Source organism: Adhaeretor mobilis (assembly GCF_007741515.1).
In the GTDB taxonomy this organism is placed as follows: domain Bacteria; phylum Planctomycetota; class Planctomycetia; order Pirellulales; family Lacipirellulaceae; genus Adhaeretor; species Adhaeretor mobilis.
Map to the genome: position 1 here is coordinate 3,766,454 of NZ_CP036263.1, position 25,471 is coordinate 3,791,924.

18 protein-coding genes are annotated in these 25,471 nt (G+C 54.9%); 8 read left to right on the plus strand and 10 right to left on the minus strand.

Translation table 11 applies throughout. The features are described from left to right. Window positions 1-17 precede the first annotated feature (17 nt). Genes HG15A2_RS14880 through HG15A2_RS14890 form a run of 3 tightly spaced genes read left to right on the plus strand, consistent with a single transcriptional unit; the run spans window position 18 to window position 7,000 of the window. Entirely contained in the window at window positions 18-2,375 is a 2,358-nt protein-coding gene (locus HG15A2_RS14880) for a polysaccharide biosynthesis tyrosine autokinase (protein WP_145060976.1), read from the plus strand. Window positions 2,376-2,393: 18 nt separating this feature from the next. Next, complete coding sequence (locus HG15A2_RS14885; protein WP_145060977.1) at window positions 2,394-5,093, plus strand: O-antigen ligase family protein; 2,700 nt, start codon at window positions 2,394-2,396, stop codon at window positions 5,091-5,093. Window positions 5,094-5,143: 50 nt separating this feature from the next. After that, window positions 5,144-7,000 carry a polysaccharide biosynthesis protein gene (locus HG15A2_RS14890; RefSeq protein ID WP_145060978.1) on the plus strand — a complete coding sequence of 619 codons (1,857 nt, stop codon included), beginning with the start codon at window positions 5,144-5,146 and terminating at the stop codon, window positions 6,998-7,000. On the opposite strand, the gene HG15A2_RS14895 is transcribed toward HG15A2_RS14890, so the two are convergent. Beyond that, the gene (locus tag HG15A2_RS14895) at window positions 6,989-8,899 is read right to left on the minus strand and encodes a DUF389 domain-containing protein (RefSeq protein WP_145060979.1); all 1,911 of its coding nucleotides are present in this window, start codon (window positions 8,897-8,899) and stop codon (window positions 6,989-6,991) included. The two genes, HG15A2_RS14890 and HG15A2_RS14895, sit on opposite strands and share 12 nt — an antisense overlap. A 74-nt stretch (window positions 8,900-8,973) precedes the next feature. Beyond that, window positions 8,974-10,572: a sugar porter family MFS transporter gene (locus HG15A2_RS14900; protein WP_145060980.1), complete on the minus strand. Its 1,599-nt coding sequence runs from the start codon at window positions 10,570-10,572 to the stop codon at window positions 8,974-8,976. Window positions 10,573-10,969: 397 nt separating this feature from the next. Here HG15A2_RS14900 and HG15A2_RS14905 point away from each other — a divergent pair, with 397 nt between their 5' ends. Next, window positions 10,970-12,166 (plus strand): nucleoside monophosphate kinase, encoded by a 1,197-nt coding sequence (locus HG15A2_RS14905; protein ID WP_145060981.1) that lies wholly within the window; start codon window positions 10,970-10,972, stop codon window positions 12,164-12,166. Between the two features lie 728 nt (window positions 12,167-12,894). Here HG15A2_RS14905 and HG15A2_RS14910 read toward each other — a convergent pair. The 4 genes from HG15A2_RS14910 to HG15A2_RS14925 all read right to left on the minus strand — a co-directional run bounded on the left by HG15A2_RS14910 (window position 12,895) and on the right by HG15A2_RS14925 (window position 16,235). Then, on the minus strand, window positions 12,895-13,506 hold the full coding sequence (locus HG15A2_RS14910) for a carboxypeptidase-like regulatory domain-containing protein (RefSeq protein WP_145060982.1): 612 nt from the start codon (window positions 13,504-13,506) through the stop codon (window positions 12,895-12,897). Window positions 13,507-13,757: 251 nt separating this feature from the next. After that, window positions 13,758-14,312 (minus strand): carboxypeptidase-like regulatory domain-containing protein, encoded by a 555-nt coding sequence (locus HG15A2_RS14915; protein ID WP_145060983.1) that lies wholly within the window; start codon window positions 14,310-14,312, stop codon window positions 13,758-13,760. A 298-nt stretch (window positions 14,313-14,610) separates the two neighbouring features. Next, window positions 14,611-15,441 carry a hypothetical protein gene (locus HG15A2_RS14920; protein WP_145060984.1) on the minus strand — a complete coding sequence of 277 codons (831 nt, stop codon included), beginning with the start codon at window positions 15,439-15,441 and terminating at the stop codon, window positions 14,611-14,613. Beyond that, window positions 15,441-16,235, minus strand: a complete 795-nt coding sequence (locus HG15A2_RS14925) for a tyrosine-protein phosphatase (protein WP_145060985.1) — start codon at window positions 16,233-16,235, stop codon at window positions 15,441-15,443. The genes HG15A2_RS14920 and HG15A2_RS14925 overlap by 1 nt, the downstream gene beginning before the upstream one ends. 475 nt (window positions 16,236-16,710) lie before the next feature. Between HG15A2_RS14925 and HG15A2_RS14930 the strand changes: the two genes are divergently transcribed. After that, complete coding sequence (locus tag HG15A2_RS14930) at window positions 16,711-17,058, plus strand: carbon storage regulator (protein WP_145060986.1); 348 nt, start codon at window positions 16,711-16,713, stop codon at window positions 17,056-17,058. A 19-nt stretch (window positions 17,059-17,077) separates the two neighbouring features. On the opposite strand, the gene HG15A2_RS14935 is transcribed toward HG15A2_RS14930, so the two are convergent. Next, a complete protein-coding gene (locus tag HG15A2_RS14935; protein ID WP_218931988.1) occupies window positions 17,078-18,199 on the minus strand; it encodes a DegT/DnrJ/EryC1/StrS family aminotransferase in 1,122 nt (373 codons plus the stop codon). A gap of 42 nt (window positions 18,200-18,241) precedes the next feature. Between HG15A2_RS14935 and HG15A2_RS14940 the strand changes: the two genes are divergently transcribed. Continuing rightward, entirely contained in the window at window positions 18,242-19,381 is a 1,140-nt protein-coding gene (locus HG15A2_RS14940; protein ID WP_145060988.1) for a GTP-binding protein, read from the plus strand. Between the two features lie 136 nt (window positions 19,382-19,517). After that, window positions 19,518-21,767: an esterase/lipase family protein gene (locus HG15A2_RS14945; RefSeq protein WP_145060989.1), complete on the plus strand. Its 2,250-nt coding sequence runs from the start codon at window positions 19,518-19,520 to the stop codon at window positions 21,765-21,767. 252 nt (window positions 21,768-22,019) lie between these two features. Here the strand turns inward: HG15A2_RS14945 and HG15A2_RS14950 are convergent, their stop codons facing one another. Beyond that, complete coding sequence (locus HG15A2_RS14950; RefSeq protein ID WP_145060990.1) at window positions 22,020-22,391, minus strand: carbon storage regulator; 372 nt, start codon at window positions 22,389-22,391, stop codon at window positions 22,020-22,022. 584 nt (window positions 22,392-22,975) lie between these two features. Here HG15A2_RS14950 and HG15A2_RS14955 point away from each other — a divergent pair. Then, window positions 22,976-23,695, plus strand: a complete 720-nt coding sequence (locus tag HG15A2_RS14955; protein WP_145060991.1) for a PEP-CTERM sorting domain-containing protein — start codon at window positions 22,976-22,978, stop codon at window positions 23,693-23,695. Between the two features lie 109 nt (window positions 23,696-23,804). Here the strand turns inward: HG15A2_RS14955 and HG15A2_RS14960 are convergent, their stop codons facing one another. Both HG15A2_RS14960 and HG15A2_RS14965 read right to left on the minus strand, forming a co-directional pair. Further along, window positions 23,805-24,545, minus strand: a complete 741-nt coding sequence (locus HG15A2_RS14960; RefSeq protein ID WP_145060992.1) for a UvrB/UvrC motif-containing protein — start codon at window positions 24,543-24,545, stop codon at window positions 23,805-23,807. Window positions 24,546-24,667: 122 nt separating this feature from the next. Beyond that, window positions 24,668-25,132, minus strand: a complete 465-nt coding sequence (locus HG15A2_RS14965) for a hemerythrin domain-containing protein (RefSeq protein WP_145060993.1) — start codon at window positions 25,130-25,132, stop codon at window positions 24,668-24,670. Window positions 25,133-25,471: the final 339 nt, after the last annotated feature.

A 25,471-nucleotide genomic window follows, 5' to 3' on the forward strand; every position in this document is an offset into this window, starting at 1 on the left:
GCCTAGTACTACCTCTGATGAATATCGACCAAGATCCGGCACATCGCGAAGATAACGACTCGACTTCGACAAGCGAGCTCCTCAAGACGTTCATGCGTTTTGCTCGCATCCTGCGCCTTCGTCAGAAGACCGTCCTGGCTACCTTAGTATTGAGTTGTCTGCTGGGTGGATGCTACTACACGTTTGCTACTCGCTACTTTCAGTCGTCTGCTGAATTGCTCATTATCGAGCAGTACCGCGACCAACTTTCTTCGGCTGGCAACCATCGTAGTAGCGAGAATACGATGGCTACGCACAGCAAGATCGTCCGCAGCCCAAAGGTCATTCAGGGCGCGATTGAGCGGCTACCACAAAAGTATCGTGGTGATCTAAAGAACAAAGCCTCGAAGGATTGGGTGTCTGCGATATCAGCAAACCTTTCGACCTCAATTACCCGAAAAACCAACTTTATTGATGTTCGTTACCGCTCTAAGCAGGCTGAGTCCGCTGCAGCAGTAGTGCAAGCTGTCGTGAATTCCTACTTGGAGTTTGTCAGGCAGAACCATCGCAGCGCTGCCAGCGATCAACTGGTTCATCTGGAGAAACAGCGTGCGACTCTGGAAGCCGAGTTGGATGAGAAGCAAAACCAGTTGCAAGTGCATCGCGAACGCGTGGGTCACCTAGCGATTAGCTCAGAAGACAACGTCGTTGAGCCCATGATCCAGGCGGCAATGAGCTTGAACGAGGCAGCACTTGAGGCCAAGCAAAAACGGCTCGAACTACAAGCCAAGCTCGACTCGGTGAAAGAGTCTGTCGAGCAGGGTGAAACCATCAACCTGGGTGCCGATTCGACCGCAGGCCAAGAAATGCTGCTCGCTTCCTTGGGATTGAGCTCGCGGGATACGCGCGTGCTCGCCGAGCAAGACAAACGCTTGCTCACTGCCGAAGAGGAACTACGAAACATAGAACCGTTCTACGGTCCGAACCATCCACGCGTGCGAGAACTCCAGACTCAAATCATAAATATCAACCAGTTCCTAGCCAACTATGGCTCGAACGCAGGGAAGATTCTCAATGCCGAACGGCGTGACGAACTCGGGTCGATCGTAATCAACAAGCTTCAGCAGGACGTCTCTCAGGCCATGCAGCAAGAGCGCCAACTCACGAGTTCGTTTGAAGAGGCCCGAGACGTTGCCTCTAAGCACAGTGCCGACTTAGCGACACTCGAGAATCTCGAACGCGAGAAGGGACGCCTGGAATCCAGTTACGACGCCGTAAAGGACCAAATCCGCTCTGTGGGTGGGTTGCAAGTGCAAGCTCCCATTCGAGCCATTGCCGTTAGCGAACCACGCCCTGAGTATCGACCGGTTTCCCCCCGTTTAAAAAACGTGGTTCTGGGAAGTATCTTTGCTGGATTTGCGCTGGGCTGCTTAGTTGTCTACGTGCAAGACGTCCTCGACGATCGGTTTAGCTCGCCTGAAGAACTCACCGCCCAACTTGGCACACCTGTGTTAGCGATGGTGCGCAAGCTTGATCCACTTCCCGGCGAAGGCGTCGCTACCATCCATACGGCGACCATGCCTAATGCAGTCGAAACCGAGTCATTCCGCACACTACGCACTTCTCTTACCTTGAGCCCAACTTCCTGCGAGCGACTGCTGATCTCTAGCTCCGAACCAGGTGACGGTAAGACAACGGTTAGCGCCAACCTAGCTGTGGCATTTGCCAAAGCTGGCAAACGCACCTTGGTTATCGATGCCGATCTCCGGAAGCCTGGCATGACAGCCTTGCTAGGTCTGAAATCTCAGCACGGTGTAGCCGATTTGCTACTTTCCGATGAACCCATCGCAGAGCAGGTGGGCAACTACCTCCACCATACAGAAGTTCCTGGACTTGATGTAGTACCGGCAGGCATTCGCAGAACCAATCCAGCTGAACTTCTCAGTACCGATCAGTTTGTGGAACTGCTCGCTTGGGCAGATTCTCAGTACGATCAAGTCCTCGTCGATTGCCCACCTGTGCTTGCTGTTAGTGATGCCCAGATAGTTGGACGTCATGTCGATGCTGCCATCCTGGTCGTGCGTCCAGAGAAGAACCCGAGACATATGGTCATTCGTGCGGTGGAAAGCTTCCAATCGACGAATTGCGAAGTCCTAGGCATTGTTGCTAATGGACTAACCACCGAAATGGGCGGCTACGGTTACGGATATGGCTATGGATACGGGCATGAGGAAGAGGCGGAGGAATCTGCAGCGACTCGAGTGCCTGCCACTACTCACGAAAGGCCTCACTATGAAGTGCCTGCTGATGTCCAAACCGTGCAATATGCTCCTCCAGTCGTACCGCATTCTGCGACAGAACCAGCCGCACCCATTCGACCGCGAAAAGCAGCTTAGACCTTTTGCACGACTCGCATGAATTTCTCCGCAACCCCAGCCAGCTCGCCAGCCCAACGGACTCGTTCTGAGCGAGGATGGGGGCGATCTAGCCAAACTTTTGAGCCTTGGTTGCCGAAGGTTCTTCTGCAGACGGTTGATCTGGGCCTTTTAGGAGTGCTGTTTCTCGCGCCTCTGTTCTTGGGCGGCAGACACGACCTGGGTCGCTTAGTGTTGGTAGTGCTGATCGCGTTGGTAGCGATTGCTTGGCATGTCGGGCAGGCCTTGGTTAAAGAGGCTGTGACGAGCTCCAAATTAGTCAATGCGTTGGCGATTGGTGCCGCACTGGTCGTTCTCTTGCAGATCGTTCCGCTGCCACCTTCCTGGATATCCGTAATAGCGCCCCGCCACGCTGAACTCTTGCCAAGCGAGGTAGGGTTCGTTGTCCCACCATGGCGAACCCTGTCGCTCACGCCGGCATCGACAGAGACATCATTAGCAATGATCGTCGCCTACGGGTTGCTATGCACAACGGTCTTGCAACGACTGCGCTCTGTGGCTGATGTCGAACTACTACTTAAAGCCATCGGAGTTGCTTCTTTGAGCATGGCTGTGCTGGGGCTATTACAGTACTTCTTCAGCAATGGCAAATTCCTTTGGTTCTACGAGGTTGTGAATCGCACGACGCAACACTACGCGTCTGGGTCGTTCACAAATCGCAATCACTTCGCTCACTTTCTCGTGCTTGGCTTAGCACCGATCATCACCGGGCTACTGCTCGCCTGGAAAAGCCCGAAGGGTGCTTCGTCGGGCCGAAGTTTAAGAGCTCGCACTGGTTCTCAGCAGTCGAACTGGCAGGTCGCAGGGCTCCTGATTGCTGTCGCACTTATTGGCTTTGCGATCTTCCTTACGATGTCACGAGGTGGTGTCATCGCTTTGGCGGCCTCACTGCTTGTGACAATGATACTTTGTTATCGTGCACGCCTACTGGGCACGGAACAACTATTGGGCATAGCGATCTTGATCGCCGTATTATTTGGAATGCTCACGGCCCATGGTTACGAACGTGTTTCAGGCCGGCTCGACCTCCTTGCGAATAGCTCGATCGACGCTGTGGATTCGCAATCAGCGCGACGTGACATATGGGCGGCCAACTTGTCCGCAATCGAGTCTGGCGGGCTTGCGGGGGCAGGTGCAGGTTCCCATGCCTCGATCTATCCCGTGTACATGAACTCTCCCCACGAGGTGTGTTTTACTCACGCTGAGAATGGCTACTTGCAAATTGCCACGGAGTGCGGGTACTTAGGAGTTTGCTTGCTGGTCGTCGCTTTTCTGGCAGTCTGCTTTTATTCGTTCCGCGCACTCCGATATGCACCCGATAGTCGCCACTTCGTACTCGCCGGGTGTACGATCGCTGGCCTCGCTGCTAGCGCTGTGCATTCCTTATTCGATTTCGTCTGGTATATCCCCGCCTGCGCGGCGATGACACTTCTGCTGTTAACATGTCTGGTTCGCCTTTCTCAACTACACGTGCAGTCGGCGTGCACGACACCCGCCAGCAATGCTTACCGGAATGCCTCGCACTGGTTCGGACAAATCGCGGTCACGGCACTCGCGGGTGGCTGGGTAGTCATGACAATGTGGGGGCCCGGCTGGGCAGCCGTTCCTTGGAACAACTATCTGATTGCATCGCACGCTCGTGGTCTTGAAGTTCAAAAACGACTTGGCAGCAAGACTGAAGCGGAGCGGGATCTCATTGACGAGGCCCTGCAAATGCACGATGCGACGATGATTTCAAAGCTTCAGCACGTAGTCCAACACGACTCCAGACATGCTGAAGCGCACCTCCGGTTGGCCAAGCTCTACTTGCGTAAATTCGACGCTTTGCAGCAGGCATCCGATAATCAAATTTATGCAGAAGGCATTCGCGATGCCGCCATCGCGTCGAAATTTGAAACACAAGAAGCCCTGGTAACCTGGCTTAAACTTGCAGTCGGAGAGAACACGCGCTGGCTGCTCCGTGCCAACGCCCACATCCGCTATGCCCTACGACTGAACCCGCTGCTCGGCGAGGGCTACTTAGTCCTCGGGCAGGTCTGTTACCTAAACGGCCATGGAGACGAGGCCGTTTCGGCCCTTGCCGATCAGGCATTGCGAGTCAGGCCCTATAGCGGAAAGGTGCTCTACTCCGTAGGTCGCCAAGAATTGCTCAGCGGGAATTGGGATCGTACCTTAGAACTCTGGACTACGGCATTTGCGATTGCAGGGCCGCATCAGCAGCACATCATTACTCATCTCACAGCTCAATTACCTGCGCAGATTTTCTGCGAAACCTTTCACCCGGATTGGAAGTCGCTTTCTGCTGTCGAAAAAGCCTATCGCAACTTAACACGCCCTGAAGATCTCACTGCCTTGGCCAATTATGCCACGGAGATGCGACCCCCAGCAGAGGGGCTGTTAATGAGGCAGTGGTTGCGTCTCTCCATTCTGCAGCGTGACGCCGGTCTGATTGAAAGCTCATTGAAGACTTTACAGTTTGCCATCAAAGAGTATCCCTACGCCTACGAGCTACGGGCATGCTTGGCGCGTGATCTCGTCACCGACAAGCGATTCACTGAGGCAGAGCCGCTCTTACGCTGGTGCTCTCTGCAGCGTCCCGACGACGCAAGAACAGCTCGAGCCATCGACCGAATGACCGAAGCTCGTTTGGCCCGGAAACCCAGCGCAGGGACCCATTAACGCCGCAACTCGTTTGGCCTCAACCATTAGCACATTACCGTCTACGCACTATGATCCAAGCCCGTAGAATTATAAGTATCCTTTGGCGTACTCTAGCACTCTCCACGCTAGCTGTGTTTGCCTACTATTTGGCATTTCAGCTTCGCTTTGCGGGAAATATCCCCAGTACCACGAAGGACGTCTTGCGGGGGTCGATCCTCTGTGCGGCCCTTGCCAAGGCAGTTGCCATCGTCTGGTTCCGCCAGCACCAGGGCTGGTCTCGCTACGTCTCTTTCCATGATGTTGCTGCGCTAGCAAAAGCCGTTACCTGTGCATCCATCGGGCTCACGCTATGCGACGCATTTTTGCTGGGCAATCTGAACATTCCACGTAGCGTACTACTCCTGGACTGGGGAATCACACTCATCGCACTTGCCGCGGTTCGCGCCGTGCCTCGGATTCTACGCGATCGGCTATGGAACCCGTTGGCAAAGCCAGTCGGCATTCGTGCAATCATCGTCGGTGCAACTGACTCGGGCGAGCTCCTCCTGCGTGCCATCCAACGCAATACGCAGCTCGGTTATCAGCCTGTTGGTTTCGTCGACGATCGGCAGCGCCACCATGGACGGCGCATTGCAGGCGTTCCGGTTCTCGGACGACTTGACGACCTGGGACTGCATGTGAATCGAACTGGCGCGAAGGAAGTGCTGATCACCGCGGGTGAGTTACCCGGCACACGAGTCCGCCAACTGGTCGAAGACGCTGATCGCCTTGGCTTCCGCGTGAAAGTCCTCCCGAGCTACGATCAACTACTTGCTGAGCAAGTCTCCGTGCAGCCACGCCCAGTTGTGATTGCCGATTTGCTGGGACGGCCGTTCGTAGAATTGGACGACTCCGACACGCGCGGATGGCTCACCGGCAAGACGCTCATGGTGACAGGAAGCTCGGGGAGCATTGGTTCGGAGATCTGTCGCCAGCTCTTGAAACTCAACCCCGAGAAGCTGCTCGTGCTTGATCGATCAGAAACGGGGCAATTCTTCCTCGAACGGGAACTGCGTCGGTTGGATCCCAACGCATCGATTGAAGTCGTGATGGCAGACATCAACGATGGCGAGCGGCTAAGAGCTGTCTTTGAGCGTTACCGGCCTGAAATTGTATTCCACGCGGCTGCCTACAAGCATGTTCCGCTGATGGAATCTCACGCCGGCGAAGGCGTCAAGAATATCACGCTGGCAACGCGGCGGCTCGCAGATTTAGCGGACGAGTTTTCCGCAGAGGGATTCGTCATGATCTCCACCGATAAGGCTGTCAATCCGACGAGCGTCATGGGTTCGTGCAAACGACTCGCCGAACAGTATGTGCAAGCCAAGGCGACCGCCTCTGAGACGCGTTTCGTTACCGTCCGCTTCGGCAATGTGTTGGATTCGGCCGGCAGTGTCGTGCCTATCTTCCGCGAGCAAATCGCCCGCGGCGGCCCGGTTACGGTTACCGATGAAAACATGGTGCGCTACTTCATGATGATTCCTGAAGCGGCTCAACTGGTGATCCAAGCGGGCGCGATGGGGCAGGGCGGAGAGATTTTTGTCCTGGACATGGGCGAGCCCGTGCATATCGTCGACCTGGCACGGGACATGATTCGTCTCTCAGGCTTGCGTGTCGATGAAGACATCGAGCTGCAAATCACAGGGCTGCGCCCCGGCGAGAAACTATACGAGGAACTCTACGGAGAGGAAGAGCAGCACACAGCCACCCGGCATCCTAAGATCATGGTCGCAGAAAGCAACCCACGCACGATTCTGGAACTCATCTACGATCTCTCGCGTTTGGAAGAAGTGGCCAACGGACCGAACGAAGAGTGCGCCGCGATTTTGGGAGAAATCATCCCGCTCATGCAAAAGCCTGCTGCAGCGAAACGTCTAGCGGCTTAGGGGCTGGGTTCTCATTTCCAGCTTCTCTTCACTGGGATTCGCTTCAATGGCTTCGCTGCTCTGGGCGCCAACGGACTGCGTCAGGCGAGTCTCTATACGTATTCCAGTGGGCCGGTTGAATTCTTCGCTCGCTATTGCGGCCAGATCGTCAAGCAAACTCTGGTCCGCCTGGGCAGCGGCAGCGATCAACAGTTGCAATTCCTGGCCATCGCTCGATCTTGTGAGATTCATGTCCAGTAACTTGCTCGTTGAAGCTTGCTCGATCCGCTTGGTCACTGCTTTCTTAAATTCGCCGGTAAGTGTTACTGGTGAACTCGACTCGTAAACCCCAAGCCCTGCCATCATGATGCCAAGCGCAAGAAGTGCCCGCGGTGCCCAAGAGCTCATCAGGCTATGAGCGTGGTCGCTACGAATACCTACCGCCCACAAACTGCACGCAGCTCCAAGTACAATCGCAATGATATTGGTCAGAAATAGTAGCCCGGCACCAAAGGCCAGTTCGGTTCTCCCGACGGCTAGTAGAATACCTGCGGTTGCTATCGGGGGCACCAAGGCGGCGGCGATCGCGACCCCTGGCAAGGCGGCATACAAGTTGGGCCGCCCACTGGCGTAAGCAGCCGCTAACCCGCTGGCGAAGGCAATTACCAAGTCAGCCACACCAGGCGAGCAGCGCGCCAGCATTTCGGTCGTTGGTGCTTCGGGGCCCATGACGAGCCCCAGCAAGGCCCCGATCCCCAAGGCCACTAGAAAACCTCTCACGACAGCTCCGGCCGAGCACTGGGCAAGTAGCCGATTGCCCTGCACCAGCGCTAAGCCGGCTCCTAACAGTGGAGTCATCAACGGGGCAACTAACATGGCACCGATCACCACCGCGGCTGAGTTTTGCAGCAAACCCAACCCAGCGATGAGAGTTGAAAGACAGATCAGGGCGATGAAGTCGACATCCCACCTCGAGCTACGATGTACCCTTTCCACAAGATCGACGCGACTCTCGCGATCCAACTGCGGAACAATGTCACTAACCATGCGACGACTGGCCGCCACGATCCGACTTCGCCAAGGTGCTGCCGGTCGAATAATGATGACGGTCGGCAGAATGTCGGAAGAGACGACTTTCTCCGTTATCGAAGAGAAGAGAAAGCGATGCACAACAGAATGATAACTTGCGCCCAGGACGAGTACATCGGATCGCTCGTTTGCCTCCTTTTTAATACCTGCGATCACGTCATCGCACACGACCGATCGCGTTGCAACTCGACTCTCTTCGTCATCGGCATAACGCCGCACCAATTGCTCTATCATCCGCTTTCCAACGAGCGCAGCTGACTCGTCGACGTCCTCCTGCAGATACAAGGCTTCCACTTGTCCTTCACTAGCTTCTGCCAGATCGGTAGCCAAACGCAAAGCCTCAGCTGTATTTCTCGATCCACGAGTCGGCACCAAAATTCGCTTGCAATGAAGAGGCTCCCCTGCGCCCAAGCACAGTTGCAGAGTTGTGCAAGCCGACGACAGGAACAGATCTCGTTGTAAAGTAAAGTCTGCAGACGTACTCTTCGAGCCCCGGTGTCGCGGAAGCACGAGAAAGCTTGGCGAGCACTTCTGTATTTCCGCAAGAACCTCGTCGGAATTAAGGCTTCCGCATATCTGAATGAGTCGGCATTCTGCCGGCTTGGAAGGTGCGCTGGCGTGTTGCTCTCGTAAGACTTGAGTGAGCTCGGTCGGGGAATCGCCAACTTGGGAGTCGCCAGCCTGCCAATCGACTTCAGTCACGGAGGTTTTCTTCGAGGACTTCAGGTCGAAGACTACCAGCGCTACGTCTCGACTTGCAGCAATCTTCATTCCCCAAGCGAGGAAGTTCTCTTCTTGAAATCCCTCAGGGAGAATCAGGGCAATGCTCATAAGTCAACCGGAGTGAATAGCATGAAAAGTGTTGCGAGAATCGTTATGCCGGGACCACCCACTTAGTTTCTTACTTACGCGATGCCCAACTTCTTTTGCATCTCTTCAAGCGTGACCCCCTTAGTTTCGGGAACCATGGTGGCAACCCAGACTAACTGGAGGACCATCATTCCACAGAAGAAGAGGAACACCTGCCCTGGCGCAAAGGTGGAGATCATCCAAGGGAAGATCGTGGTCAGGCCTGCCGCAAAAATCCAGTGCGTGAAACTCCCAAACGCCTGCCCCGCGGCTCGGACTTGATTGGGAAAAATCTCTGAGATGAATACCCAAATTACGGCACCTTGCCCGATAGCGTGTGCCGCGATGAACGCAAAAATGCAAGTCATGACCAAGTTCCCACCGGACCCGGACTTTTCCGAAGCATCGTGCAGCGCGGCATCGGCGATTGCTGTGAGCGTCTCTTTATCCGCAGGGCTAGAAATCTCGATGGGTGCCCCTGCATAGCCTTCCTCCTGCGCTGCTGCGATCAGTTGCTGTTTGGCCTGTTCAACCGCTTCAGCAAACCGCTCAAGGTCACTAGCTACCGGTTGAGGCAGCGATTCTGCTCTCTCAAGGTTCTCTACGGCTGAACTTAGTGTGATTGCCGCATTAGCCACCTTGAACTGCGGGGCATAGGCAAAGAATGCCCAGGCACAGAGTCCCAACGAAGCGATGTAGCCCAGTGAACCAATGAAAAGCAACGTGCGCCTACCTGCGCGATCGATGAGATAGAGCCCAACGAATGTAAAAATGAGATTCGTCACGCCAATGCCTACAGAATTGAGCAAAGCAGCGTCCTCTCCAAGCCCAGCTAGTTTAAAGATACGCGGTGCAAAGTACAGAATCGCATTGATGCCGGAGAGTTGATTGAAAAAGGCAACTAAGAAAGCGAGCAGAAGCGGGACGCGAAAGCGACTCGACCACAGGCCTGCCGATGTTGCCTGGCCAGAGCCTGAGGCGGCAATCTCATCAACCTTATTGATAAGCTCCTTTTCGGTTGCTCTAGAGTCAATCAGCTTGAGTACCGCCAAGCCAGCTTCTCGATCTGCCCGTTTGCTGACAAGCCAACGAGGGCTCTCAGGTAGCGAAAAGCACATCAGCGTGTAGACCAGCGCCGGCACAGCTTCCACGCCCAGCATCCAGCGCCAGGCGTCACTCGGCACATTCTTTTTGATCAACCAGTTGGACAGGAAAGCAATGAGGATGCCGAACACGATATTGAACTGAAACAAGCCAGTCAGGCGGCCCCGTTTCTCGGGTGGTGCAATCTCTGAGATGTATAGCGGTGCCACGACCGTCGAGATGCCAACACCTAGCCCCCCGATGAAACGCGCGACCATAAAGCTATTCACATCGCCGGCCAACGCAGACCAAATAGCTGAAACAAAGTAAAGCATGCCAATCGATAGCAAAGTTTTCTTGCGTCCGAATCGGTCGGTCGGCCAGCCACCGACAAACGACCCCAACACCGTACCCCACAACGCCATGCTCATCGCCAAGCCATGCTGGGCGCTCCCCAGTCCCCATAGTGCCTGAATGGTTTCCTCCGCACCGGAAATAACCACCGTATCGAAGCCGAACAGAAAGCCGGCGAGTGCCGAGGTAAGTGCCCAGAAAAATATCCTATAGTCCATAGGGTTGTCTCGCGAAACCGGGATGAGGAACTATGCAATGACGGGCAGTTTAACAAGTTGTTGGAGACTGCCGAGTGAAAACCGGCTTTCTCTCGTTCTTTTATCCTCTTGAGAGCGTTAAGAACGCCTAGATCGCTATGAGCCAAGACATGAAAAAGCTGATTCGATGAAAACCCTGTCATGTGATTACTCCGAAAAAGCATTCTCACTCGAATATCCGTGCCATCTATCGACGGATTCGCATCTAGAAACGTTCGCTTTCACGATCCTTTAGCTTGCCGCTAAGCCCCCTCCCCATAGAAGTCATGATCTTTTCGACTATTGATGAACTCAAGTGGCTATGCCATCATCACCGTTTTAAGTTATCCACCTGTTGTACTACCTAGCAGTCATTCACATGCCCAATCCGAGACAAGGGAATCAGAAATCGGTTGATTTAGAAGTCAAAGACGCACAGCTCATCTTTGCCGCCGTCTGGGAAAGGCTCGAAGACGAAATCGGGCATGAAAACCTGCGTTTTCCCAAAGAACTCATACTTCTCGGTGGAGCACCGGGCGCCGGCAAGGGTACGCAGACCAACTTCTTGATGAATGCGAGAGGACTAACGTGTCCTCCTATCGTGGTAAGCGATCTGCTCGTTACGCCCGAAGCTCAGAAGATCAAAGACGAAGGCGGCATGGTGGGTGATAAAGAGGTTGTTGGAATTCTGCTCCAGAGATTGCTTCACGAAGAGTTCCGGGATGGTGCCGTATTAGACGGGTTCCCTCGAACCAAGGTGCAGGTTGAATGTCTGAAACTGCTCGTCGACAAGATCTCCCAACTTCACAGCGAATATGAAGACACCCCGCTCGCCACGAGTTTTCGCCGTCCAGTCGTGCATGCGGTGGTTCTATTTATTAGCGAAGCCACCAGCGTCGCACGACAATTGAATCGCGGAAGAGAGGTCGCTGCTCACAATCAGGAATTCGAGGATACTCGACTTGGAGAACGGATTGAGGAACGTGCCACCGATCTCAATGAAGAGACCGCCCGACGTAGATATCGTGTTTTCAAAGAACATACCTGGAGCGCATTGACCTCGCTGAAGGAAATCTATCACTACCATTACATCAATGCCGAAGGTCCTATCAAAGAGGTAGAGGAAAACATCCTCAATGAGTTGCAGTACCAGAGTTCACTAGAACTGGAACCGAGGACTTTTGACCGCTTGCGACCAATAGCCCTGGCGGAAGACATTATTCGCCACGCTCGCCAAGACCTAGTTCGCCGTCTCGACAGTTACGAGTTAGAACATACGGAATTATTTGCACGCACCGTGGAAATCATCAACGAGAAATTCACGCCGATCATAAAACGCCACGCGTTGTCCGGCCGGTCCATCGTGAATACCGAGGATCCTATTTTTGACAATCCGATAGCCCTGTTCATGCTTATCGACATTTTTTCAGAACGAGGATTCCACGCCACCGTAGACAAAAACAACCAGAAAGTTGCTGAGCGAGTGGATCTTAATACGGGGGAGATCATTGGGCGAACGAAAACGGTTTATCGTATTCAGATTCATTTTAAGGGCTCTGAGATACGTCGGCGCTAAGGACCCAACATTCGATTCAGCGCCGCGTGCAAATCATTTCTTCTGAAGAACTTGCGACTAAACTTGATTCCGTAGTTTAACTTTCTCGTTTCGCCAAGTCATGTGGCGGTTACTGAGAGAGAGTTGATCTCACTGGGAGTCATACCCAGACCGACCTCATAGCGATTCAGGACGACCCCGAATCTCAGGCTACGGGCAGCGAAATGGCTGACCCGCGCCTAGCTGTTTGGGACGTGCCTTCGAACTTTGCCTCACGACGAGCCCCGCTGCCTTGACAACGGCGGCACCTCGAACAGATGCTCGAGTGTTTGTGGAAACAGTTTTCACATGAACAGCTGTGCGATAGTTCGCCAAAAATACAGATTCCAATTGGCAACGCATCATTCATAGAGACTCCAGGGAAAACGAACGCAGGCTCGAAATCGCACCAAGTTCTATAACAAAGCGGCGTCCCTCATGGGCTAGACAACTCCCACAACGGGGCAAGACTATGGAAGGACAATATCCTATGGGGCTGCGGAACTTGCCAAACGAATCCAGAATCGATGAGCGTTTGAGAAATCGAACATTCTATCAACAAGCAATCTAACTCGATCAGCTTCTAGATCGTCTGCGCGTTGAAATGCTCGTGCCTCATTGGCTACCGGTTTTCACTCACAGCGCATGAAAAAGCCGTCTCACCCGCAGGCACGACGGCGGTATAGGCAATGAACTTGTATTGCGAGCAACTAGCTCGCGTCGTCATCGTCGTCATCGGAATTGTGAATAGCCACGGGAATCGCAATGGCAGCGGCGACCACGCCGGCAATTACTAGTGGATGGGTAAGCACATCTCCGACATTTGTAGGACTGCAGGAAACCGGACTACCGCAGTAGGTCTGGCCACGAACGATGTCATCGCCTGAAACGATGAGTACACCCTGAGTGGCGGCAGGCGGCGCGGCGAGTGATTTCCACACGCGACACTGCTTCATTTGAACGCCAACCTGAACCTGGTAGGTTCCACCAGAAACATTGTCCACTCGAAAGTCGCCACGCTCGTCGGTCACCGTCTTGTAGGTTCGGCGGGCATTGCTCACAACAACCGCTATGCCTTTGGTGGGGCGACCTTGTGCATCAACAACTTGCCCGACCAACGCGCCCTGCGCATCGAGTGCCACGTCACTGCACGCGGCTGCCGGTGTTTTCGCAGTGGCAGTGGCAGAGACAGGGGCCACGACTGGGGCTGATTTGGCAATCGGTGCAGCCAACGTAGGTAGCGGTGTAACTGTGCTGACCGTCAGGCAAATGGCCAAGCTCCGGCTCCACCATGTATGCCTCCACCAAGATTGAAGCTTCATTGCTAAGTCCTCCTAGGAATCCCCCGTAAAATCCAATGTTTCACGGTGCGGACTTTAGCAAACGGGTCATGCCGTTGCCAGCGGAGTCGCTAGGAAAACTCAAGTGCTATCAGAAGTGACTCAGTATCAACAAAAGAACCGCGGTTCGCTGTCAAAACGCGTTTCTCCTAAAACGAAAAAGCCGTCGCCCAATGATTGGGCGACGGCTTCGATTTGCTTCATTTGAAGTTGGCTACTAGGAGTGCATTACCTCAGCTAGCGTCGTCGTCATCGTCGATAGCAAGAGGAATCGCGATGGCCGCAGCAACAATACCCGCGGTCATGATTGGATGCTGGGAAATCCATCCCGTGACACTAGCAAAAGGGCCGGTACTTGCACAAGTTCCGCATGCAGGAGCACAATCAGAAGCATACTGTCCGAGAATTGCTTGATCGCCAGCGACAGCCATCAGGCCCGTACTAGCGGCTGGCGGTGCAGTCCGTGGTGCCCACATACGGTAGATCCCCTGATGACCAGGAGCAGCTACTTGGTAGACGCCACCCTTGAGACCAGCCACGGTAAATTCCCCCTTGTCGTTCGTCGCAACGCGAATCAACTCGCGTCCGTTTTGTTGAATCGAAACGGGAGCAGCTTCAAGAGCGGTTCCCTGAGGGGTGGTCAATTGACCAACCAGGACGCCACCGTCACGTAGGGCGATGTCCGAGGGAGCTGCTTGTTTTGCGACAGGAGCTGCCAAAGCAGGAGAAACAAGCATGCCAGCACAGGCAAAGGCAGCCGCCACAAACTGTAGGTTAAATCGTTTCATTGGTCCAAAATTCCTTTTGTAGTCCGCTCTGGATAATCGCAGAAGGGATTACCCCCTCATGAAGATGTTTGTTACTGAGAACAGCTCGCAGTTCTGTTCCGAAGCTTTGAGATGCCCCAATGCCCAACACAGGCAGAGTGGTCCCGCTTATAAGGTGATCGGCGCTTTGACGTGCCTTCTATAGCTAATGCTGAGAAGTTCACCCCATTCTTCTCAATCGTCAAAGTGCGTCAGTCGAGGGGTTGTTGCTAGCAACGCCTTGCAGGCTATTTGTCATGCATTGACGACGCAGGTGCTTCTACCGTCGCCAATGTTTGAAGTGCTGAGCCATGCGAGTCTCCAGATGCGGAACCTCGGCATTGAGTCGCTCGGAGAGGCGGCCCGGTGGGTTGCCCCGACGGATGTCGGTTAGAAAGGCAACCAGGGTGCGATGAGCAACCGCTGGACCGTGCAGCATGAAGTGCGTCCACGCCCAGGCAAACCGGTATTCGGCGGGCCCCATCTCGCGAAGGTCGCGAGCTTGCTCTAAAGAATTGATCTTGCGAATCCTACCCAGCCGCAGGTCCCAACGAAGCCGTGACAAATGGGGATGCCCAAACGCCCGCTGGGTGGCCGGCATTTCGAAGTACTCGGCGAGCCCCTCGTCCAACCACAGCGGAACCATCGCCAGATTTGAGTGCAGTAGTGCGTGCGTGCATTCGTGCCGGAGATCGACCGAGAGTTCTTTGTGTTGATAAGCGTAGACAGAGGCTTCAGTACCGCGCTGCACGTATAAGGCTCTGCGGTAGGGAACGCGTGGATACACTTGCTGCAAGTAACGTCGATGGGCTTGAGCACTTTCCAGCAGATAGACATCTACGGGACGCTTGGCGGGAGGGACGCTGAGGGTACGCTGTAATTCGAATTCCAGGTGGCCTAGTTCCGCGAAGTCGCGATCGTAGGCTGCAAGAGGGAAGGTGGCGGCTATTTGAAAGGGGCCGTATTGTCGGTGGTCGAGCCAACCGGGGTGTTTCGCAGAGGTAGCGATTCCCGGTGTTGCTGCTATACCGCAAGCGGCCAGGGCCGCGCCGCTTTCCAGGAGAAAGCCGCGCCGCGAGAGCTCTCGTCGACCATGCATTTCACCTGCCATCAAGCCACCCTTCGCGGAGAAAACAGCCGTTGCCAGAGAGAGGTTTGCGGCTTACGACGCCCGGGGGCAACCTCTTCACCAGCTGCTACCATTGCTGGATTGTCGCAGCAAAGTTCGATCGCCATCTCTTCTCCCGCAAGATCGCTGAGCCGCTTGAAAGCATGATGCATCCGTGGCCGGCGCGCACGAAGCCCATGAGCATCGGTTGCCAGAAAGTGGACCAACCCTTCAGCAACCATCCACTCGGCAAGCTTTTGAGGCGCTTTACCCATGCCGCCCACCAGACTGCCAGCGGTCACTTGCATGAGGCAACCGGCATCGACCAAACCGGGGAGCACGCCGGGGTCACGAAGCAAACCTTCGTTTCGCTCTGGATGAGAGAGGATGCCAACCAAGCCCATTCGTTTAAGTTGTTCCAGCAGACCTTCTAACGGAAAGTACAGTTCGTGTGGCAATTCTAGCAGAACGTGCCTCTTGCGGTCGGCCAGCGTGAGCACTTCGCCAGAGGCCAGTTTCTCGAACATGCCATCTTCGATGCGCACATCGGCCCCGGGAAGCACCTGTAGGCACGAACCTGTCTGCTCCAACTGATGCTGCAACTCGGCTGTCTTACGACGAAGATCGTCTCCGTGATTGTGTGAATTCGCCCCCAACTGGTGGGGCGTGAGAATCATCGCCCGCGTACCACTTTCGACGGCCATCTTCGCCATTGCGAGAGTTGTCGCCAGATCAGGCGAGCCATCGTCGACGCCCGGAAGCAGATGGCAATGAATATCAACAAACGCATGGGACATAAATGAGTACTTTCGCAACGATGAAGAGCGGCCTGAGTGACCACGCAACGAGAAGCCACACACCATGGAGCTAAACAGCATGAGACCGCACGCCAGAAACCTGAAGCGGCGGACTATAGCAACGTCCCCAGCAGGGTCAAGCCAAGAGGCTACGTGCGTCGCTCAAGCGACGAGGTCCTCACCGCTAGCGTCTCAATAGTGCGGCTACCGTCTCGATTTGGGACTGCAACTAACGGCTTTCCACCCAACCCAGACGAAATGGCCGAGACCTCAGACCAATCTTTGCAATGCAAACTATTACTAGCAAAAGACTTACAGTTCCGACAGAGGATTCGAGACAACCAATGGCACGCTGGTTGCTTACCTATATAACAGTCGCACCACGCGACGGGAGTCACTGAGCGGATAACTCTCACAGAAATCTAGTCTCAGCACGACGGCCCGATTCATCTACGGATAGTAAAGGAGAAATGTCATGTTAGTTTTGAGCCGCAAATCAGGCGAGAAGATTCACATCGGCGATGATATCGTCGTCGAGATCAAACGAGTCACAGGAACACGTGTGACGATAGCAATCCAAGCACCTCGCGATCTACGCATCTTACGGGGAGAACTCCTCGAAGCTGCTAACGAGTTTGTCTTCGAGACTGGCACGACTGGGCCGGAACAGCCTGAAGCGTCAGCGGTAGCTGCTGACGAAACTGAAAACGAACCGCAGCTAGTCAAACCTCAGATTCCAATGTCAATCCCTACTGACGAGGCATTCCTGAACGCTAGTCAACGACTTACTGGAGTAGACTTTGGCGGCTCTGCGCTAGGATAACTGTCTATTAAGTTTGCGTTCAAGCCATGAGGCTTTGAATGCAATCGACCAGCCGACGAGCCGACGATGCGGCGGCCCGCTCGTCGGCTAGCAGAATTGGGTGATGCAGTAGTAGCGTTGAGTGCGCGTAGCGATCAGACCAGACAAGAGGCACAGGCTTTCGGCACCTTCGTTCCGTTCGCTTCGCGAAACCGCGAAAGCCTACATCGATAGGCACGCCTTCTCGCCAGAGTTTCTCCAACAACCGTCCCCGCTCCTCCGGACAAGACTCCGCCGGCAAGTACGACCAAGCATGCTTGTAGAATGCCGGCTCATCGCCTGGGGTGATCGTCACCGGGCGAAGCATCTGGCCAGCTTGCTCGCCAATCTCTCTAGCTTGGTTGATCCGCCTTCGCCTCAGCACATTTCTTTCCGTCAACAACGACAGTTGAGGTAACAGGACTGCAGCCTGTATCTCACTCAACGGGAAAGCGTCGTTTCCGCGATCCTGATAAACGGCAATACGCTGACGGATTGCTGCATCGCCGGTCAGTACCGCACCGCCACGTCCCGCGGTCATCAACTTACTCCCACCGAAGCTCAGCACGGCAGCATGGCCCCAGGTCCCTGCGACTTTGTCGGCAACCGTTGCCCCCGGCTGTTGGCAAACATCTTCAACGACGGCCCACCCGTGCTTGGCCGCGATTTGGCAAATAGATTTCATGTCTGCCAGCCCGCCGTGAAGGTGCGATACTAGGATCGCTTTCACCGCGGGGCTAGCGGCATCCTCCAGCTGGCTTGGATCGATGGCCCAAGAGTGCGGCTCGATATCGACCAGCACAGGGCGAGCACCAATCGCCTCAATGGCCCGAAAATTCCCCGGAAAATCGTAGCCAGCCAGGATGACTTCGTCACCTTCGACAACTCCGCAACCGCGCAGGGCAAGCTCGACAGCAATCGTGCCTGAGCAGCACAACGCAACGTGCTCCAATTGAAACTCTCTTGCCAACGAGGCGGATAATCGCTCTCCATGAGGGCCATGATACGTACCCCAACTCCCGTCCTCGAAAGCTGCCTGAAGAGCTGACAGTACTGCTTTGTCAGGACAGGGCCAGGGGTACTGCTCGCCCTCGGTACTGGGTTGGGGTAAACTATCGGACATATTGGTCCAAGCTTTTAGACGACTAGTAGGATGGTTGAGAATATGCGTTTTCTTATGATCGGCGGTTTCCTTGGTGCAGGCAAGACGACGACACTCGCGCGTCTCGCAAGACATTACATCGATGCCGGCCAAAAGGTCGCTTTAGTCACCAACGACCAGGCCTATGGGCTAGTCGATACGGAAGCGCTCCGATCCCAAGGCTTTGATGTCGGGGAGGTCCCAGGGGCCTGTTTCTGCTGTAAGTTTGGCGATCTTGTGGAAACAGTCGCCGCGCTCGCTGAACAACATCGGCCGGATATTATTCTTGCAGAACCGGTCGGCAGTTGCACGGACCTTGCCGCTACAGTGATCCGTCCCTTGGCCGATCTCTATGGCCACGAGTACGAAATTGCACCGTTGGTGGTACTTTGCAAGCCGGAGCATGGGGCGAAAATCTTGGATGCAGCCCAGGTAGGCTTTTCACCGAAAGCCGCCTACGTTTTTCTAAAGCAACTGGAAGAAGCGGAAGTGATCGTCCTCAACAAGATTGACAAGCTTCAGCCGCCAGAAAGAGACCGTCTCCTGCTGCTACTGGAGGAGCGTTTCCCTGACAAACAGATTCTCTCTCTTAGTGCTCAGCAAGGGGAGGGATTCAACGAACTCGTCGAAGTGCTATCTCAATCCTCAACACCTGGCTTGCCTGCGCTAGAAATCGACTACGATACCTACGCCGAGGGCGAGGCTGAACTTGGCTGGCTGAACGCGACGGTGAAAGTTACTTCACGGAAAGACCGGCAAGACAAAAATCCTGACGAACCCTGGTCACTGGACTTGCTGGTGGAATCGCTAGTAGAAAAGATCGCCGAACAGTTTGACCGTACGGGACTGGAACCGGGGCATGTGAAAGTACTCGGTTCGTCGCTAGCAGGCGAATCTGGAGACCAGGGCCACGGACTGGTGACATCGGTCGCCAATTGGGTCGCCCTGGGCGAGCCAGCGGAACTTTCGATTGCTTGCACTACGCATGTTGTCACTGCCGACCTGCTGATCAATGCTCGCGTTGCTAGCGACCCCGAGACTATCGCTCACACGATTTCCCATGCCGTTGATTCGCTCGCCCAACTTCATGGATTAGATTGCCATATCACCGACCTGCAACATTTCAGCCCGGCGCGCCCCGAGCCAACCCATCGCTACAGCTAGCACTTCTGCGAAAGACAGCCGACGAGGTTGACACTTCTGAGGGGCTTTCTCTATTCTCCCGCGGCATTTCCCGCAACTCAGGCATTCGCTGCGCGCTTGTTTCTGAATTGCGACACCAAACGGAACTGAGGCCAGGATGGCCGATCCATTGGGATCAAAGATCGATCGATCACAAAACCCATCGCACGCCCGCTGGCTGCGAGTGGTGCTGTGCGCAATGCTGCTCGTTCAATTGGCCGGCTGCGCAACTTCTAGCAAGTGGGTCACGCTAAGAAACACGCCGCGGAATCCGCTCACGGAAACACTCGGGTTGGTGACGCGACAAGGGCCCAAGGCTACTCCTCGCACCATGCAGTTGCTGCGTCGGTATGACTTGAATGATGCAAAGATAAACGACGGCGGGGCGCTGCTCACCGAACTGAACAAGATTGACCAGACGGATCCCCAACGGGAGCATCTCTATGCACTGGCAGAACTTTCCTACGTCGGCGCAAAACGGGCCGAGCGTTCTAGCGAACACTCAAGAGCGTTAGAACTCTACGGATCCTCGGTTCTATACTCGTATCGCTACCTCTTCGATAACGATTATCCAGCGGCCAGTAATCCTTACGATCCCCAATTCCGCCGCGCGTGCGACCTCTACAACACTGCCTTAGAAGACACGCTGCGCATGGTAATGCAACAGGACCAATTGCTCCCAAATACCTCTCGCGTCATCAAGACGGCAAGCCACGATTGCCAGGTGGATGTCATTCTGAAAAGTAAGGGCTGGCACCCTGAGGACTTCGACAGCCTCGAATTCGTATCAGACTTCGAGGTTCACGGTCTGCGCAACCACTACCACAACTTCGGGCTAGGCGTACCGCTGATCGCAATCCGCAAACAACATGAGGAATCGGAGGACTCGGAGCATTCCGACCCACGAGAGGACTACTATCCACCGGCCCTCTCCTTTCCGGTGACCGCCTTCCTGAGAATCGATCCTGGAGAGAGCACCGTCGAAGACGATAACTTGGTAGATGAAGGTGGCGCGCGAGCGAACCGTCGAGTTCATGCAGTTCTAGAACTGCGCGATCCGCTCGATGAGCAATCCATCAGCATCGCCGGCAAACCGGTTCCGCTGGAAACCGATCTGAGTACGCCACTCGCCCATTACCTGAATCAGCCTGCGTTGGACGACAGTACGGTTTCCACCGCTGGGTTACTCAAACCTGAGAAGGTCGCCAAGCTCACCGGCCTGTACATGTTGGAACCGTTTCGCGCCGATAAGATCCCGGTCATCATGGTCCACGGCCTGTGGTCAAGCCCGGTGACTTGGATGGAAATGTTCAACGACCTTCGCAGCGATCCGGCAATTCGCGAGAATTACCAGTTCTGGTTCTACCTGTATCCCACAGGACAACCGTTCTGGTTTAGTGCATCGCAAATGCGTGAAGACATGGCCGCGATGCGGGCCTCCTTGGATCCCGAACGGCAGTACGCGGCTCTCGACCAAACCGTGTTGGTTGGGCACAGCATGGGCGGGTTGGTATCGCGACTGCAAACGGTTGATAGCCGCGATCACTTCTGGAAAACGCTCAGCGATCGTCCCTTTGGGGAACTTCAAGCTGAGGACGAAGTGCGTGACGAGCTGGCGAAGACCTTTTTCTTCACGCCGAATGCCTCGGTACGTCGTGTTGTGACGATCGGCACTCCCCACAAAGGGAGCGACGTTGCCAATGATGTAACGCGCTGGGTGGGACGAAAAATAATCAAGATTCCTGCCCTAATGCTGCAAAGGCGACATCAGTTGGTCGCCAACAATAAGGGCTATTTTCGCGACGACGCGCCCCTGGGTATTTCTACAAGTATCGATTCGCTGTCTCCCAAATCGCCGATATTGCCCGTTCTGCTAGCCTCGGAAGTGGGGCCTTGGGTAAAGTATCACAACGTTGTAGGACACTCCGAAGGCAAGGGGTTCACCGGCAAAGTGAGCAACTGGTTGGCTGGTGAAGGCGATGGCGTCGTTGCGCTAGCAAGCGCAAAATTCGACGCGGCCGAATCAGAAATTGTCGTTCCCTCAGACCACGTGAGCGTACACCGACATCCGGCGAGCATTCTGGAAGTACGCCGCATTCTTATGGAACACATCGACCAGCTAAGGTCTTTTCCCAATAGCCAACCAAGCGGGCAAGTAAGGCTTGCTAAGGGGACGCAACCCACGCAACCTTTAGTGGTGCCTTCCTTGGCAGGACGGAGCATCGCAGAAACATTGCCGACGGGATTGCCGAGCGAATCGCCAAGTGCGGGGCCAGTACGCACCGGAGTTCAACGCGAAGCGTTTCCCCGCAAAATCCCTACCTCCTCGACCACCGCAGGGCGGCCCCCCGCCGCTATAGTTCGATAGTAGGTAGTGCGCGGCTTAGGATGCCGACAAGTACCACTCGGGAGAGCGAACTGTGCAACGGGTTGCAGCTTTTGGCTTTCCACATGTAGCCATCTCTGAGCGGTGCAAATTAGAGCCGAACGTGCTAGCCTCGGGTGACCTAAGCATTCATCCGCACCCTAGACGCATCCCTGGGAGACGAATCCCTGGACCGTGCCCTTAACGACCCGAGGCTACCGCCTTCGGCTCAGTTTGAAGTTTTCAAACAACGGCTCAGACTCCGGCCCGTGCGGTGAGGTAGTCACTCATGGATATCGCGGATACCTTCGAGCTGCACAGCGAAGAGCTCTCACTGCGAGGCTGGGACCCGGGCCAGTGGGCAGTCGCCGATTCTTGCGAGGTCTTCTCGCTGATGAATGGAGAGCCATCAGCAACAGGAGCTGGCTGCCTGCCCTTTGCCAGCGGCTTCTCCGGTGCCGCCTCGGGCGATGTATCGTCGAAAACCAACTCGCCGCGAAGCACGCTGATTTCCGTGGGCGCTTCGATGCCTAGCCGAACGGCTTTCCCTTTGGTGCGAATCACCGTGATCTTGATATCGTTACCAATGCAAATCTGCTCGTTTTGTTTCCTTGTAAGAACCAACATTTGACACTCCCTTGGTTGGTGAGAAAAGTGAGACGCGGTTTCCAATAACCGGCTCGTGACACGCTAACTTGATACGCACGCCGCATGCCAACGTTCACAATCAATCAAAGAAATGTGAAATCTCGCCGTATTTCCTGTTGTGGTAAGAACTTACGCCCATGACGGCAGTGCCAGCATGTACACCCCAGTAGTGAACAATTGCCAATCCATTACAAAAATCGGCCAGAGAAATAGCCACATTAGGCAATCTAGGAAGAGGTGCCTAATAGGGTGGAGTGGATGCGGTGGTCCACCATTGGCGAAGCCAGCCGCAAATCGAGGCTATGCAGAAGACGTGCCGACACTTGTTTTGTTGACCTCGGCACTTTGGGGAATATTTGTGTTTCGCACCTGTTGCTATCGTTACAGCCGCTAACTACAATCGATGAGTTTGAAAAGCCGTTCTCCTTAGCCTGTTGGCTAAGCCTCAGCGAGCTGGAAGTTCGTTAGGGTGCGTGGCTCTTAGGAAGTTTCGTCGCGGTTCAGTGAACAAACGCGTCATATTTCACTACTCAACGGGCCTTTTCTTTTTCTGGAGTGGACTAATGATTCGCACCCAATGGATTTTTCTAACAGCATTTGCTGCGCTCAGCTGCGCCGTTACAGCCCAAGCTAGCATTCTTAGTGATGGAAATTTTTCCGCCGCTACCACAGGGACAACCACGAGCAATAGCAGTTGGCAGCTGATTGCGAACAACCCGGACGGCACCAACCGGGCCGCCCAGTTCCAAACAGGCTTCGCCAATGCCCAGAACACGGGTGTCGGTGGTCCAGAAGCCCCAGGCATAGGTACTGGTGTGTGGTTCCGCTCTTTTGAAGGCAACCAGGGCGGAAGCGGCGAGTCTCTGGCGCAAGCCGTACTCACGCAGTCGGTCTTTGCCCCAGCTGCCGGCGACTATACGCTCGACTTTGTTGCCGGCCGTGAACTCAATTTCACAGCCCGCGTATTTGAAGTCGTTCTCTCGACGAATACTCAGTCGTCTATGATCGACCTGCTAACCGCAGCGATTCCCGATGGCAACCTCGGTGGTGCTGCGAGCCCTAATCCGGGTGGCACGCCGTTTTCACTTACCCTCCCTGGTATTTCTGCGGGCGAACTTTTCACCGTGACCGCTGTCATGCTGGACGGCGAAGATTCGCAAATCCCAGGCGGCCAGAGCGGCTTCTTGGACGGCTTCTCACTGACTGGTGTTCCTGAGCCCGCTTCAGCTTCACTGCTTGCCCTCGGGCTCGTTGGGCTGATGGTTCGTCGCCGTCAGAGCTAACTTGCTCTTGGCACGATAACGATTGGGAACGAGGCTGGTGCCCATCCCTGCACAAAAATAGCACGCGCGAATGCCACTGCTGGCAAGCCAGCAGTGGCATTTTGCATGTCTAGTTCTGGTCGCTTTCACCGAGTTGGTCACGAAGCTGCGCAGCAAGCTCGTACTGCTCTGCAGCGATGGCGTTGGCCAGCTGCTCCGCCAATGTTGGGCCTATCTCGTAGTGCTCCATGACGGAGGTGCGCATCTCTCGGAGTTTGCTCACGAACAGGTCGTCGTCGAAGCGATCTGCTGCGTCATGCTCTTCAAAGACATGCTCCAAGGCGGCGAGACCCTCGTCAAGGATTTCTACCGCGGTACGTGGCTCGGTAGATTCCAGTTCTGATAGGGCAGCCGCCTGCGTGCGATGGAACATCACGAAGGGGCGGTATTGCTCGTGGAGCAGCGCCCACTGAGCGTCGGGCGCGTTGGCGCTACTGAAGTCCATGAGTCGTAGCGAGTGTTCTGCATCGGCCACTGCATTGCCGAATTCCTTGAGCGTCAGCCAAGCGATCCTGCGATGATAGAATTGGTAGAACTCGCGATCGATCTCCGAGCAGCGTTCTTCGTCGAGCTCGAAATCCGGCCCCTCTTCAAACGAGGCTGCCACAAGATACTCGTAGTACGTGGGAAAGCCTTCGGGGCGGTGACCGTCGGGACGGTCGGTCACTTCCATCTGCAAGACGCCCATGTCCACGCGAATTTGCAGGAGATCTCGTTGATCGGAACCTGTGGCACGCCGCACAATCGGCTGGCCCGGTTGGTAGTCCCACTGCCTGAGCAGCGCGTCGATATTTCTTACTTTTCGTGCCATATCACCGTTGAACGCTCGATAACGAAAGAAACGCTGAGCTCGCCAGCAATCGTGCCCGGCGAACCCAACGCTTCTATTTTACCCTGCACAGCTTAGCGCCGGCTACCCTTTGCCCCCGTCGATTAGCCTTCGCCACCCTCGTCGAAAAGTAGCGTTTCTTGCAGTAATTCGATCTCATCCGCGTCGTGGCGGTCGATCGAATCGAGCATTTCGCCGATTCGCTGGCATAGGCCATCGAATTCCTCCTCCTGAAATTCTGAGAGCGATTCGATCTCCGGTGCTAGCTCTTCCATCCATTCGCGGAACAAGCCGTGGTCACGGCGCAAGTGCTCGATGCGCACTTCCATGTTGGGCTTTGAATCAGCGACGATCGTCATGTAGCCGTCCCGCTCTTCCATCTCCATAACGCGCTGGAGATGCCTCTGAAAACTCTTCATAGTGAATTGCAGGCTCGACAGTTTTCGCGGCATTCCTACCGCAGGGACTTTCCAATCGAGCGTGACTCGCAAAGCTTGCTTCACGTGATCGAGAATTTGGTGTTCCATCCAAGTGGCGCTAGCTTGCGAGCGGCTATCAATCGCTTGCATGAGATTACTCCGTTGTTTGAGGGTGAAGATCGGTGCGAATAAAAACTCAAAGGCCGAGAGAATCGCGGAGATGCTGCCGGCCGTTGTTAGAAGAGTTCTCCTTTATTGTTGGTAGCTTCTGACGAGTGTGGCAAAACATGCGCACTTCAACCTGTGTAAGCACGCCCTGACTTACAGTCGCGCCTAATCCCGAATTTCTATGAACGCGAATTGTCGCGGACGCGGAAAGCTAAGTGACTGTGGCCAGTTCCCCCCCGGAATGACCGCCTTGGTACTTCAACCGCCCAATTGACTAAGCCAAATGGCCGAATTAACTAAATAGCAGAGACACCATACCGC